This is a genomic window from Sphingosinicella soli (assembly GCF_014199685.1).
GTDB classification, from domain to species: domain Bacteria; phylum Pseudomonadota; class Alphaproteobacteria; order Sphingomonadales; family Sphingomonadaceae; genus Sphingosinicella; species Sphingosinicella soli.
Map to the genome: position 1 here is coordinate 59,533 of NZ_JACHNZ010000008.1, position 13,599 is coordinate 73,131.

At 64.5% G+C, this 13,599-nt stretch carries 13 protein-coding genes; 5 read left to right on the forward strand and 8 right to left on the reverse strand.

The window, feature by feature from the left end:
- Nucleotides 1-26: 26 nt before the first annotated feature.
- From GGQ98_RS04850 to GGQ98_RS04860, 3 genes are read right to left on the reverse strand one after another with little or no spacing between them, the layout of a single operon-like run.
- A complete protein-coding gene (locus GGQ98_RS04850; RefSeq protein WP_184065932.1) occupies nt 27-401 on the reverse strand; it encodes a type II toxin-antitoxin system death-on-curing family toxin in 375 nt (124 codons plus the stop codon).
- Nucleotides 398-628, reverse strand: a complete 231-nt coding sequence (locus GGQ98_RS04855; RefSeq protein ID WP_184065935.1) for a hypothetical protein — start codon at nt 626-628, stop codon at nt 398-400. Before GGQ98_RS04855 ends, GGQ98_RS04850 begins: the two co-directional genes overlap by 4 nt.
- Before the next feature lie 45 nt (nt 629-673).
- A complete protein-coding gene (locus GGQ98_RS04860) occupies nt 674-1,930 on the reverse strand; it encodes a glycosyltransferase (RefSeq protein ID WP_184065939.1) in 1,257 nt (418 codons plus the stop codon).
- A 74-nt stretch (nt 1,931-2,004) separates the two neighbouring features.
- Here GGQ98_RS04860 and trmFO point away from each other — a divergent pair, with 74 nt between their 5' ends.
- Nucleotides 2,005-3,327 (forward strand): methylenetetrahydrofolate--tRNA-(uracil(54)-C(5))-methyltransferase (FADH(2)-oxidizing) TrmFO, encoded by a 1,323-nt coding sequence (gene trmFO / locus GGQ98_RS04865; RefSeq protein ID WP_184065941.1) that lies wholly within the window; start codon nt 2,005-2,007, stop codon nt 3,325-3,327.
- Here the strand turns inward: trmFO and GGQ98_RS04870 are convergent.
- Together GGQ98_RS04870 and GGQ98_RS04875 are read right to left on the reverse strand one after the other, a co-directional pair.
- The gene (locus tag GGQ98_RS04870; RefSeq protein ID WP_243451704.1) at nt 3,324-3,767 is read right to left on the reverse strand and encodes an EF-hand domain-containing protein; all 444 of its coding nucleotides are present in this window, start codon (nt 3,765-3,767) and stop codon (nt 3,324-3,326) included. The two genes, trmFO and GGQ98_RS04870, sit on opposite strands and share 4 nt — an antisense overlap.
- A 70-nt stretch (nt 3,768-3,837) precedes the next feature.
- Nucleotides 3,838-4,488: a squalene/phytoene synthase family protein gene (locus GGQ98_RS04875; protein ID WP_184065944.1), complete on the reverse strand. Its 651-nt coding sequence runs from the start codon at nt 4,486-4,488 to the stop codon at nt 3,838-3,840.
- 94 nt (nt 4,489-4,582) lie between these two features.
- Here GGQ98_RS04875 and GGQ98_RS04880 point away from each other — a divergent pair, with 94 nt between their 5' ends.
- From GGQ98_RS04880 to GGQ98_RS04890, 3 genes are all read left to right on the forward strand, one after another.
- Nucleotides 4,583-6,436, forward strand: coding sequence for a TadE/TadG family type IV pilus assembly protein (locus tag GGQ98_RS04880; protein WP_184065947.1), 1,854 nt, complete (start codon nt 4,583-4,585; stop codon nt 6,434-6,436).
- A gap of 8 nt (nt 6,437-6,444) precedes the next feature.
- Entirely contained in the window at nt 6,445-7,050 is a 606-nt protein-coding gene (locus GGQ98_RS04885; protein WP_184065950.1) for a TadE/TadG family type IV pilus assembly protein, read from the forward strand.
- A gap of 71 nt (nt 7,051-7,121) precedes the next feature.
- A complete protein-coding gene (locus GGQ98_RS04890; RefSeq protein ID WP_184065953.1) occupies nt 7,122-7,712 on the forward strand; it encodes a TadE/TadG family type IV pilus assembly protein in 591 nt (196 codons plus the stop codon).
- 6 nt (nt 7,713-7,718) lie between these two features.
- Here GGQ98_RS04890 and ettA read toward each other — a convergent pair whose 3' ends face one another.
- Both ettA and GGQ98_RS04900 read right to left on the reverse strand, forming a co-directional pair.
- Entirely contained in the window at nt 7,719-9,401 is a 1,683-nt protein-coding gene (ettA, locus tag GGQ98_RS04895; protein WP_184065956.1) for an energy-dependent translational throttle protein EttA, read from the reverse strand.
- A 44-nt stretch (nt 9,402-9,445) separates the two neighbouring features.
- A complete protein-coding gene (locus GGQ98_RS04900) occupies nt 9,446-10,456 on the reverse strand; it encodes a polysaccharide deacetylase family protein (RefSeq protein WP_184065959.1) in 1,011 nt (336 codons plus the stop codon).
- Between the two features lie 178 nt (nt 10,457-10,634).
- On the opposite strand from GGQ98_RS04900, the gene GGQ98_RS04905 reads away from it, so the two are divergent.
- Nucleotides 10,635-11,771: a pyridoxal phosphate-dependent aminotransferase gene (locus tag GGQ98_RS04905; protein ID WP_184065962.1), complete on the forward strand. Its 1,137-nt coding sequence runs from the start codon at nt 10,635-10,637 to the stop codon at nt 11,769-11,771.
- A gap of 4 nt (nt 11,772-11,775) precedes the next feature.
- Here GGQ98_RS04905 and GGQ98_RS04910 read toward each other — a convergent pair whose 3' ends face one another.
- Complete coding sequence (locus GGQ98_RS04910; RefSeq protein ID WP_184065965.1) at nt 11,776-13,542, reverse strand: CocE/NonD family hydrolase; 1,767 nt, start codon at nt 13,540-13,542, stop codon at nt 11,776-11,778.
- Nucleotides 13,543-13,599: the final 57 nt, after the last annotated feature.

Below are 13,599 nucleotides of genomic sequence, written 5' to 3' on the forward strand. Positions count from 1 at the left end.
TGAAGGCCAGCGTTACGATTGGGTGACTATGGCTGCGCGACATGCGCGCGCAGCCACACCACAAGCTCCTCGAAGCGGAAGGTGCCCGTTTCGTAGAGCCCGCTGATGAACCGGAAGGTTTCATCGGCTTCGGCGTTCAAATTCGCCCCGTTGATCGCGAGGAACGTGTACATCGCCGCGAAAGCCGTACGCTTGTTTCCATCCACGAAGGGGTGGTTTTGCGCCATGCTTTCCCAAAGTGCCGCCGCTTCCTCTATCAGATCGGCGTAATAGCCGGTTTGCGGACGAAACAGCGCCGCTTCGAGCAGGCCGGGATCGCGCAGCCCGTGAGCGCCGCCATAGCGTTCGACCTGATCCTGATGCATCGCCAGCACATCGGCCAGCGTCAGATAATCGGTCACTTCGCAAGATTCTTGTAAAGCTCGGCAAAGCGGGCATGGCTGCCCTGATAGGCGGCCATCACATGGGCGCGCGGCTTGGCGCGATTATGCTTTTCCACAAGATCGGCCAACGCCTCATCCACAAGCGCCTGAATCTGGCGGCCCTCGCGCTGCGCAAGTTCGCGCACTTCCGACAGGATTTCGGTGTTGACCTGCGTAGCGAATTTTTCACGAGCGATTGTCGACATGATCTTTCTCCGTCAGGAAGATGTATCATGACAAATCATGACAGATCAAGCCAGCACGGAAAGAATAGCCTCCACCTTCTCGAACTGTGCCGCGCGCGTCAGGCCGTCTGCCGCGCCCGTGGGAAGGTCGGGGAGACGACCGTTCGCGCGTTCGGCCAGCTTTTGCGACAGCCACTGGGCAACCGCTGCCGGATCGTTGCTGACAAGGCCGATCCCCGTGCGCCGGATGATGTCCGCCGCCTCGCCTTCCTGCTGGCCATGGCACAGCACCGGGCGGCGGGCGCCGACATATTCGTAGAGCTTGCCCGCGACGACGTGCTTCTCGCCCTCTGTGGAAAAGCGCAGCAGCAGCAGCACGTCCGCCGCGCGCTCGATGCGCAGCACCTCGCCGCGCCCGATGGGCGGGTGCGCCTGCACCAGATGCGCGACGCCCGTGCGCTCGGCCATCGCCATCGGCACGTGGCTGTCTTCGCCCCAGAAATGCACCGCGAGCTTCGCGGGATCGGGCTTCAGCAGCGCGAGCGCGGCGAGCAGCGGCTCGGGCGAGCGCCCGCCGTTGTAGGTGGAACCGGCATGCACGATGGTCAGCCGCTCGGGATCGAGCGCGGGCACGTCCTCCAGTCCTTCGAAATCGGCGGGATCGTAGCCGTTCGCCGCGCAGACCACCGGCTTGCCGTAGCGCCGCGCCAGAATCGCGGCGCTGCCCTCGGTCACTGCGACCAGCGCCGCCGCTTTCGCAAGCGCGCGGCGTTCCAGCCAGCGGTTCACGCGGTTCGCGATGACGCTTTCGTTCTGGTAGATGTTGTCGGCCCACAGGTCGCGCAGCTCGGCGACGAACGGCACGCCCCATGCCCGCGACAGCTTCGCCGCCGCCAGATGGCTCGAATGCGGCGGGCCGGTGGAGAAAATCGCATCGGGCTTCCAGTCCCACGCCAGCGCGGCTTCAACCGCCGGGTCGATCCACGTGATATGCGGATCGGGGAGGTAGGAAAGCTGCCAGATCAGCCGCCGCAGCCCGCCCGGCTGCGCGGCGGTTTCCTCACCGGCCTTCGCGCCCGGCACGGGCTGATCCGCCTCCGTCATCGGCGCCGCCCGCCCGCGCCGCACATAAGGCACGGCGGTGATGCGCCCGGCGGGAATCTCGGGATCGACCGCCGCCGGGAACTGCAGGTTCTGCCCGGAAAGCACGCGAACGTCGTGACCGCGATCGAGCAGGAAACGCGCGAACTTCGGCGCGCGCACCGTCGCGGTCGGCGCGTTTGGCGGGTACAGGCCCGTGACGATCAGGATGCGGCGCGACATTGTGCCGCTCATCGCAAAGAGCGGCCCGCCACGCAACACTGGACGTCGGCGCGCCTTCTCCATATCCCCGCGCTATGTTGAAAACCGTTCACGTCATCGGCGGCGGCCTCGCCGGTTCGGAGGCCGCATGGCAGCTCGCCCGTGCGGGCGTTCCCGTCGTCCTCCACGAAATGCGCCCCGTGCAGGGGACCGACGCGCATCATACCGACGGGCTTGCCGAACTCGTCTGCTCGAACAGTTTCCGATCGGATGACCCGAATGCGAGCGCGGTGGGCGTGCTGCACGAGGAGATGCGGCGGCTCGGCTCGCTGATCCTCACCTGCGGCGATGCCGCGCGCGTGCCTGCGGGCTCGGCGCTTGCCGTGGACCGGGATGATTTTTCGGCGCGCGTCACCGCCGCGATCGAAGCGGAACCGCTGATCGAAATCCGCCGCGAACGCGTGGACGGTCTGCCGCCGCCCGAATGGGGCCAGACGATCATCGCCACCGGGCCGCTGACGGCCGCGCCGCTCGCCGAAGCGATCCGCGCGCAGACGGGCGAGGACGCCCTCGCCTTCTTCGACGCGATCGCGCCGATCGTGCACCGCGACAGCATCGACATGGAGACGGCGTGGTTCCAGTCGCGCTACGACAAGGGCGACGGCAAGGACTACATCAACTGCCCGATGGACGAAGCGCAGTACGGCGCCTTCATCGAGGCGCTGATGACCGGCGAAAAGACCGTGTTCAAGGAATGGGAGGCCAGCACCCCCTATTTCGAAGGCTGCATGCCCATCGAAGTGATGGCGGAAAGAGGCCCGCAAACCTTGCGCTTCGGGCCGATGAAGCCGGTCGGCCTCACCAATCCGCGTTCGGGCAAGAAGGCCTATGCCGTCGTCCAGCTTCGGCAGGACAATGCCTCCGCCACGCTGTGGAACATGGTCGGCTTCCAGACCAAACTGCGCCATGCCGAGCAGGTGCGCATCTTTCGCACGATACCGGGGCTGGAGAACGCCGAGTTCGCGCGGCTCGGCGGGCTGCACCGCAACACGTTCATCAAGTCCCCCGTGCTGCTCGACGGCATGCTGCGCCTGAAATCCGATCCGCGCATCCGCTTCGCCGGGCAGATCACCGGCTGCGAAGGCTATATCGAAAGCGCGTCCGTCGGCCTGCTGGCGGGCCGCTTCGCCGCCGCCGACGCGCTCGGGCAGACGCCGGACCTGCCGCCGCGCACGACCGCGCTCGGCGCGCTGCTCGCGCACATCACCGGCGAGGCGGTGGCCGAGACGTACCAGCCGATGAACGTGAACTTCGGCCTGTTCCCGCCGTTCGACGCGCGCGTTCCCAAGAAGTCGCGCAAGGCTGCCTACGCGGAGCGGGCGCTTGCCGATCTCGATGGCTGGATCGCCGCACCCTAATCCGCGCAGTTGCATTCCGGCTTGGGCTTCGCGGCGGCCCGCACCGTGCGTGTCTTTTCGAACTCCGCGGCCGTGAGTTCGCCGGACCTGTCGGCATCGGCATCATCGAAGCGCGCGTTCTGCTTCACCGCATATTCCGCGAAGCTGAGCACGCCGTCGCCGTCCGTATCGAACCTGTCGAACGATTGCCGACGCGCGCGAAGATACTCCTCGCGGCTGACGCTGGCGTTGCGGTCGCGGTCGTAGCGGCGGAAGCGTTTTTCCTCGCGCGTCGCCTCGCTCGCCTGCGGGGGTTCGGGCAGCGCAGCGGCGGCAACGGCCGGCGGCGCTTCGGGAAGCGGCGCGGTTGCAGGCTCGTCCTCCCCGCTCACCACGACTGCCGCCGCCACAAGCAATGTCACCGCGATTCCGCCGACCGCCCAGCGCCAAACCATCGTCATCCCTGCCCCCTCGATGCGATTCGAAGCCTTAGCCTAGCGGGTTCGTTTCGACCCTGTCACGCTCGCACTGTCAGACCCGGCCCGTCAGCACATGCCGCAGGATGGCGAACTGCCGCCCCGCCGCGCCGCGCGGTTCCCGCTTGCCCGCAGCATCGCGCCGGGCAACCGCCGCAAGCGCCGTGACAGGCCGCACGACGGGCGCAAACGACCATCGTTGAAGAGCGGGAAGGTCGGCTTCCGCCCCCCGGCGGCGCGCGCTCGCGTGGGCCCAGAAGCGACCCGCTTCGGCGAGCCCGCCCACATCTTCCGCGCCGAGCAGCGCAGCTCCGCAGCCGAAAAGCCGCGCGCCGCTTTCGCCGAGGCCCGCGCCGTCGAGCGCATCCATATGAGCCTCGGCCAGCGCCGCGAGCAGCGCCGGATCCAGCGCCGCAGCCGCAACAGCGGCGAGGACGGGCTGCCCCGCGACCGGGTTTTCGCGAACGCCCTGCACGCTGTCCCGCCACCAGGCGAGCCGGATCATGCCGATCTGCGGTTCGGTCGTGGTGCGCACCACCTCGGCGAGCGCGAGATCGAAGGCGTGAAGCGCGAACAGACCCGGCCTCGCGGCGGCCGGAGCGAACAGCGTCGCGACGTACCGATCCCGGTCTTCCGTCCGCACAATTGCTTCCATTTCGGAAGTCGTTTCGGCAACGCGCGGATTTCCGCCGGTTTGATCAGCCATTAACCAGCCGTCTCAACAGCTTCTTAGGCATTTCCCGTTATGCATCCTTGGTCATGCGCACTTTTGCGAGCTGCGCACTTCGGGGGTGAACACTATGTCGCTGGGCAGCAATACGCCGGGCAATCGCATGAATGCCATGCAGTCGTCGACCTTTCTTTCACGCATTGCGCGCAACCAGAAAGGCAATGCACTCGCCATCGTGGCGGCTTCCATCATTCCCCTCGTCGGCGCGATCGGCGGCGGCGTAGACCTCACCCGCGCCTACATGGCCGAGGCAAGGCTCGCGCAGGCATGCGATGCCGCCGCGCTTGCGGGGCGCAAGGTGATGATGAAGGACGACACGGACGGCGGCGGATCCGTGATTTCCGGTTCGACGGCGGATCTGGAAATCCAGAAGTTCCTGGATTACAACTTTCCGGAAGGCAAGTTCGACACCGGCGAGATCACGCGTACAGCCCAGATCGACGACGAAGGCGAACTGACCATTACGCTGGCGACGGCAATGCCGACGCAGCTTCTGAAGATCACCGGCATCCAGTCGATGAACCTCAACGCCGAATGTTCGGCGCGCCGGTCGGGCGTGAACGTCGATGTGGTGCTCGTCGTTGACGTGACCGGATCGATGCGGTGGGACGTCGATAAAAACAGCGGAAGCGACGATGAGCGCATGATCGCGCTGCGGGACGCCTCCAAGGAATTTCTCGATATCCTCAAAGATCTTCAAGATCAGCTGAGCAGCAGCGGGCTTCGCGTGCGCGTCGGCATCGTTCCCTATTCGCAGGGCGTCAACGTCGGCAAGCTGCTCTACGCTGAAGACCCCGACTACATCGATTATTCGGGTGAACCGTATTCTACGAATATCGGCGAGCCCTACATGGCGACCGTGAGCGGAAAATACGCCTGGAAGAATTATGCCGTGACGGGCACTTACGACGATGAAAATCTGCACCTGGACGCGTTCGTCTCGGCCGGGCTTGCTGAAACGACGCCTACCAACCCCTATGCGTGGAAAGGTTGCGTCGAGGCCCGCAGCACGGTTAAGACCATCAACGCATCGAGCGCCCCCTACAACACCATCCCTGAGGGTGCATGGGATGTCATCGACGCCGCGCCGGGAGTAGAAGTAGAAGGACAGGTCGCACCGAAATGGCGACCGTACTTCGCGCCGCCCTGGGCGAGTTCCTCAGTCGGCGGCGTTACCGTGACCGGCAACAAGTATCGGCCGAACGCGACGTTCATGGACATTACGAAGCAACCCTGGGCCAACCTCAACTGGCGTATGCAGAACGACAGCAGCACCTACACGAGCAAGGCTGTGCGTTATGATACGAGCTACTCGAGCCTGACAACGGCAGGCCACTACAAGGACGGCGTGGCCACGACCGGGCCCAACAAGAACTGCCCGAACGAGGCCAAGCTGCTTACGCAGATCGATGCCGACGGCGTAACGGCGCTGGGCAGCTATCTCGACGCACTCGAACCTGCCGGCGGCACTTATCACGAACTCGGCATGTACTGGGGTCTGGCGCTTATCAGCCCCGGCGCGCCGTTCCCCAACGACAGCACTTACCTTGCGCCCGGACACACGGGCGAGGAACGGGGTGTCAACCGCTACATCGTCTTCATGTCCGATGGCGAAATCGATCCCGGCATCAGCTATTCGGCTTATGGCCAGTATCTGTGGGATCACAGAACGCGATCCAACACAACCGAACCCAAGGTCGAGCATCGCGCACGCTTCCGCATGATCTGCGAAGCGGCCAAGAAGCAGGGCGTCAAAGTTTCGACCGTAGCCTTCTCCACCTCGATCGGCACGACCGACAAGAACGCGATCCGCGACTGCGCAACTTCGGAAGACGATTACTATGTCGCGGAGACCGCCGAAGATCTGAACGAGGCCTTCCAGAAGATTGCGCAGAACATCGGTTATCTGCGCGTGTCGAAATAGGCCGCGCCATGAAGCATCTGCCCAATCCGCTTCGTCGCCTGCGCCGGGATGAGCGCGGCAGCTACATCATCGAGTTCGCGCTGCTCAGCCTGCCGATGATGACGCTGCTGATGGGCGGCATCGAACTCGGTTATCTGGCTTATGCGAAATCGAACGTGGAGGGATCGCTGCGTGAAGTTTCGCGTCTGGCTGCGACCGGCGGCTCAACGGCTGAAGAACTCGACGCGATACTGAACAGCAAAATCGGCCAGATCAAAGGCGCCTCGGCAGAGATCGAACGAAAGAGCTATACCGCCTTCGGTGCCGTAGGGCAGCCCGAGCCGCCGACGACGCTGATTCCAGACGGCGAAAGCCCCGGTCCCGGCGACTGTTTTCTCGACATCAACGGCAACGGCAATTGGGACGCGGATATGGGTTCCGACGGCCTCGGCAACGCCGAAGACATTCTCTATTACGGCGTCACCGTTACCTACCCGATGATCTTCAAGCTGACCTCCTCCATTATCAACGGGGGCAAAGACAACATGACCATCCAGGCGAACGCCGTGATCAAGAACGAGCCCTTCAGCAATATCGAGATTCCCCCGCCCGAAGAGGTCTGCATTCCGTCATGACGACGAAACGGATTCGTGCCCTACGGAGAACATCCAAAAACCTTCGCGACGATGAATCGGGCGTGGCGTTCATGGAGTTCGCACTCGCGTTGCCGCTTCTGATGGTGACGCTGCTCGGCGGTCTTGAGCTTGTGCATCTCGCGCTCACGCACCAGCAGCTTTCGCGGATCGCGACCTCCACTGCGGACCTTGCGGCCCGCTACCGCTCCAGCATCGATGAAGCGAACATCAACGCACTGTTCATGGGCTCGCAGATGTCCGCATCGTTCGACGATTTCGATACGAACGGACGAATCGTTCTCAGCTCGATTACGCGCAACAGTGACGATGATGGACACTGGATCCGCTGGCAGCGCTGCGAAGGCCAGCTCGCCCGGGCGAGCGAGATCGGCGACCAGGGCGAAGGCAAGGACGATGCCTCGATCGACGACGTGAACGGGATGATGGTCACCGATCCGAACAATATTCTGGTCGCCGAAGTGACCTATCGGTACACGCCGTGGTTCTTTCCCGTCAGCAACAGTATATTGAAAAGCATCGCGCCGATCTTCGTGGAACGCGACATCACCTACACGTCGGCGTTTATCGCGCGCGAACTGACGCTCAAGAACATCACCAACACCACCGGCCTCAGCGCGGGCGATATCAAGGCCTGCGCCTAATCGTCCTTACCGCGTGAGCTTCTTGTAGCTCATGCGGTGCGGGCGGTCGGCTTCGTCGCCGAGGCGGCGGCGCTTGTCTTCTTCGTAGCTTTCGAAATTGCCTTCGAACCATTCGACGTGGCTGTCGCCCTCGAACGCGAGGATGTGCGTGGCGAGGCGATCGAGGAAGAAGCGGTCGTGGCTGATGACCACGGCGCAGCCTGCGAAGTTCTCCAGCGCCTCTTCGAGCGCGCGCAGGGTTTCGACGTCGAGATCGTTGGTCGGCTCGTCGAGCAGCAGCACGTTGCCGCCCTTCTGCAGCATCTTCGCCATGTGAACGCGGTTGCGCTCACCGCCTGAAAGCTGGCCGACCTTCTTCTGCTGATCGACACCCTTGAAGTTGAAGGCGCCGACATAGGCGCGCGTCGAGATGTCGTGCTTGCCGAAATAGAAACGCTCGTTGCCGCCGGAGACTTCTTCCCAGACGTTCTTGCTCGCATCGAGATGATCGCGGCTCTGGTCGACGTAGCCGAGCTTCACCGTATCACCGACCTTGATCGAACCGCCGTCGGGCGTTTCCTGACCGGTGATGAGCTTGAACAGCGTCGACTTGCCGGCGCCGTTGGGGCCGATGACACCGACGATGCCGCCCGGCGGCAGGGTGAATTCAAGGTTTTCGAAGAGCAGCTTGTCGCCGTAGGCCTTGGTGAGGCCCTTGGCTTCGATCACCGTGCTGCCGAGACGTTCCGGCACCTGGATGAGAATCTGCGCGGCGCCGGGGCGACGATCGTTCTGCTTTTCGACGAGTTCGTCGAAGGCCTTGATGCGCGCCTTGGACTTGGTCTGGCGCGCCTTGGGCGACTGGCGGATCCAGTCCAGCTCTTCCTTGATGGCTTTCTGGCGGCCCTCGTCCTCGCGGTCTTCCTGCTCCAGGCGCTTGGCTTTCGCCTCAAGCCATTTGGAGTAGTTGCCTTCGAACGGCAGACCGCGACCGCGATCAAGCTCCAGCACCCAGCCGACGACGTTGTCGAGGAAGTAGCGATCGTGGGTCACGAGGATGACGTTGCCCGCATAGTCGATCAGATGCCGTTCCAGCCACTGGACGCTTTCGGCGTCGAGGTGGTTCGTGGGCTCGTCGAGCAGCAGCACTTCGGGCTTTTCAAGAAGCAGTCGGCACAGCGCCACGCGGCGCTTCTCGCCGCCCGAGAGGTTCTCGACACCCGCATCGCCCGGCGGGCAGCGCAGCGCGTCCATCGCGATTTCGAGCTGGTTGTCGAGCGTCCAGCCGTCGACCGCGTCGATCTTTTCCTGAAGCTCGCCCATTTCGGTCATCAGCGCATCGAAATCCGCGTCTTCGGGCGGATCGGCCATGATCGTGGAGATTTCGTTGAAACGGTCCATCATGTCGGCGACCGGGCGGACGCCGTCCATGACGTTTTCCTTCACGGTCTTCGTCGGATCGAGCTGCGGCTCCTGCGACAGATAGCCGACGCGCACGCCTTCGGCGGCCCAGGCCTCACCCTGATACTCCTTGTCGTAGCCCGCCATGATCTTCATCAGCGTGGACTTGCCCGCGCCGTTCACGCCGATGATGGCGATCTTGGTGCCCGGCAGAAACTGCAGGTGGATGTCTTTCAGAACCGGCTTCGGCGCGCCGGGAAAGGTCTTCGTGAGGCCCTTCATCACATAACTGTACTGGTAGGATGCCATGCCGTCGGCGCCTTCTCACTTGATCTTTCGGATTTGGCGCGCGTCTAGCGCAGCCGCTCGGCGATGTCGAGGATACCGGAGAGATAGGCGTCGATGCTTGCTTCGCTCACCGTCCGGCCGTCCAGGAACCGCCGCAAGCGATATGGGTTCGTGCCCGGCGCGTTCAAGCCTTCGGTGACGAGCGTTGCGGATTTGATCCCCGCCTCGGCGAGCATCGCCTCCCCGCGCGCGTCGAAACCGCCGCTCGGGTAGCAGAAATGGTCCTGATGCGCGCCGCCGAGCATGGCGGCGAGCGAGGCGCGGTTGTCGGCAAGCTCCTGCGGCAGGGCGTCGATGTAGCGGTGCAGGCCCTTGTGGCGGTGCGTGTGGAGCTGGATATCGAGGCCCCGGCGGGCGGCATCCTGCACCTCTTCGGGGCGCATCAGGTGGAACTGGCGCTGCGACCACCACGGCTCCGTACCGACGCCGAGCCGGTTCGCCACTTCGGCGAGGCCGACCATGCGCGGCTGGAAGCCGACATCGTCCACGGCGGTGCGCAGCAGGTCTCCCGCCCGGTCGCGGCTCGCGGCGTCGCCGAGCACGAGCGGCGCGTCGAGGCCCGGAAGGACACCGGCGAGGTCGTATGTGCCCGCAGGCGCGCGCTCGGCGAGATAGTTGGCGGCCACGTTCGCCACCGGGCCGTCGTTTTCGACATAATAGGTCGAGACATAGACGGTCGCGGGAAGCCCGCAGGCTTCAAGCGCAGGCAGCATGTGCGTGTAGGTGGAGGACCAGCCGTCGTCGATGGTGATGACGGTCGCGCCCTTCGGCAGCGCATCGTCGGCAAGCATGTCGACCGCTTCGCCGAGCGGCAACACCGGATACGGCGAGCCCGCGAGCCACGTCATGCGATCGGCGAACTGCCGATGCGGCATGAACAGACGGTTGCCGAACGGCGGCGCATCCAGCGTCCACAGCCCGTGGTAGCAGAGAATGCGCAGCTTGCCCGCCGTCAGCGCGCGCGCCGCCGCGAAACCGCCGAGCGTGCGCAGGGAGCCGAGGATCGCCTGTTTCACCGATTGCCCCCGTCGATACCGCTGGTTCGCGCCACTCGATCTTCCAACACCGATTCCCGTCTCCGCCACAACCATCCGGGTTCATGGCGCACATTGTTCAACAACACCTTAGCCGGAGAGAAGGGCGCACGACACCCTCCCCCTTGCGCGTATCCCCGCGCCTCTCTAACCCGCAGCCATGACCGCCGAAATCGATCCTTTTCACGCCCTTGCCGTCAGCCGCCTCGCCCACCGCCTTTCGGCGGAGGGACGCGAGGTCATCCATATGGAGTTCGGCCAGCCTTCGACCGGCGCGCCCGCAGAGGCGATCGCCGGGGCGCACCGCATCCTCGATACGGACGGCATGGGATACTGGGAGAGCATCCCGCTCAAGACGCGCATCGCGCGCCACTATCAGGAAACGTACGGCATCCCGCTCGACCCCGAGCAGATCATCCTGACGAACGGCGCCTCACCCGCCTTCGTGATGGCGCTGTCGTGCCTGTTCGCCCCCGGTGCGCGCGTCGCGCTCGCCCGGCCCGGCTATGTCGCATACCGCAACACGCTGAAAGCGCTGCACATGGTGCCGGTGGAGCTGCCCTGCGGCGAGGCGGAGCGGTATCAGGTGACGGCCGCCGCGATCGAGGCAATCGACCCGGCGCCCGACGGCCTGATCGTCGCAAGCCCCGCCAACCCGACCGGCACGATCATCCCCCCGGACGAACTCGCCGCGATTGCAGAGGTTTGCCGCCGCCGGGGCATCCGCATCATTTCCGACGAGATCTATCACGGCATAAGCTATGTCGGCCCGGCGCGTTCGCTGCTGGAATTTTCCGCCGATACGCTCGTGGTCAACAGCTTTTCCAAGTATTTCAGCATGGCGGGCTGGCGGCTCGGCTGGCTGGTGGTGCCGCCGGACCTGATCGGCGCGGCGCGCGCGCGCATGGGCAACCTGTTCCTGACGCCACCGTCGCTGTCGCAGCACGCGGGCCTCATAGCCTTCGAATGCCGCGACGAGCTGGACGGGCATATCGCCACCTACGCCCGCAACCGCGCGCTGCTGCTGGAAGCGCTGCCGAAAATGGGGCTGCGCCGCATCGCCCCGCCCGACGGCGCATTCTACATCTATGCCGACATCGGCCACCTGACCGACGACAGCATGGCGTTCTGCATGCGCATCCTTGAAGACACAGGCATCGCCACCGCGCCCGGCATCGATTTCGATCCGGTGGAAGGCCACCACTTCATGCGCATCAGCTTTGCCGTTTCAACCGACCGGGTGGAGCGCGCGATCGCCCTTCTGGAACCGTGGTTCGCCAGGCAGAACGCGCGCTGACCCCCTATTCGGGCTGGCCGAAGGGAATGTAGAGCGCGCTCGGGTGCGCCTTGTCGTGGAGCAGCTTCACGGTGACAGGCCGCGCGTCCGCCATCGTTTCATCCGAGACGACGCCGCCCGAGTTGTAGTTCTTCTGCATGTGGATCGAATTGATCGGCCCCACCACGAGACGCAGGCGGCTGCCCTTCGCGATCTGCCGTGAAACGAAGGTGAACTTGTCGAAATCGTAGCGCAGCGGCGCCTTCGACGTGACCAGCTTTGCTTCGCGCAGCGACTCGCGATAGCGCGCCCGCAGCACATCGTTGGTGAGCATGATGCTGCCGCCGTCGCTGGTGATCTCGTAGACCGCCGCCTGGAAATCCGTGTCCGGCTTGTCGATCGCGATCCACGCCGAAAGGCGGAAGAAGCCGGAGACTTCCGTAGGCTTGTCGAACGGCGCGCTGTGATAGACGAGCTGCTTGCCGTCCCGGGCGAGCACGAGCGTCTGATCGTTCAGACGGCTCGGGTCGAGGCTCGCTTCGAGCGCCGCGCCCGACACGTCGCGCGGATCGTAGACATAGCTGTCTGCGCCGCCTTTGCCCGCCGCAGCCGGAGAGAGCGATCCCGATGCCATGACACGGTCGGCGTTGGCGACGGAATCGAGGAAGAAGGGCTTTTCCTCCGCCGTCACGGCTTCAAGCGTATCGGCATAACGCCAGCGTTCGGCGCCCATGACGTAGTAAGCGACGCGCTTTTTCAGGAAGTCCGGCTTCGCGCCGCCCGCCATCGCCCATTTGTACCATTCGACATGCAGTTTCGGCAGATCGACAAGGCTCGCCGGGCCGAACGTGAGCCCCCCGACATCGGCTCTGGGCGTGCGCGTGCCCGCGTGATCCCACGGGCCGACGATGAGATAATGGTTCGCGCGCGCCTTCGCCGAGCCGAGCTTCATGTGCTGCTTGTAGAACGCGAACGCGCCGGGCTGATCGCCGTCGTAGCTGCCCGTGATCGAGAGAATCGGTATGTCGAACGCGCGGAACTGGGCGTCGGTGGGCGCGAAGCTGTCGTACCAGGCATCAACCTCGGGATGCGAAATCCATTCGACCAGCGTTTTCTGCTCGCCGCCCAGAATGCGCGGTAGCGTGCTGAACGCCTCGCCCTTTTCGAAGCGCTCGCGGGAAATCGATGTCCAGAAATCGGAATCGCCGAAGATATTGCCCTGCGAGGTCTTGCCGTCGGTGAACGTCAGCCACTGCATCAGATACGGATACGCGATATTGTTGCGCGCCGGGAAATCGGCGCCCGGATAGGGCGAGGCGACGGGAACGATCGTGGCGAGATGCGCGGACCCCTCTTTCGCGGCCGCCCATTGATTGTAACCCGCGTACGACCCGCCCCACATCGAAACCTTGCCGTTGCAATAGGGCTGCTTCGCAAGCCATTCGACAACGTCGTGACCATCCTGCGCTTCCTGGATGAGCGGGCGGAATTCGCCTTCGGAGTTGCCGCGCCCGCGCGTATCGACGGTGAGGAACGGCAGGCCGTGCGCGGCGAAATACATGCCCCGATCATGGTAGCTCTGCGCGATATACGGCGTCAGCGTGAAGATGCAGGGCGCGGCGGCCGCCTGCCCCCTGGGAAGATAGACGGTGGCGCTGAGCTTGACGCCGTCGCGCAGCGGGATCCGCTCGCCCCAGCGCATGTCGACCTTGCCGGCGGGCGACTCCTGCGCCTGCGCGACCGGCGCGAAACCGACCGCAAGCGCCATGCCCAACACCAATGCTGCCTTCATCGCCGCCTCCCCGTTCAAGCCCAAGCGGCTATCCTGATCGGGATCATCATTTTCTTG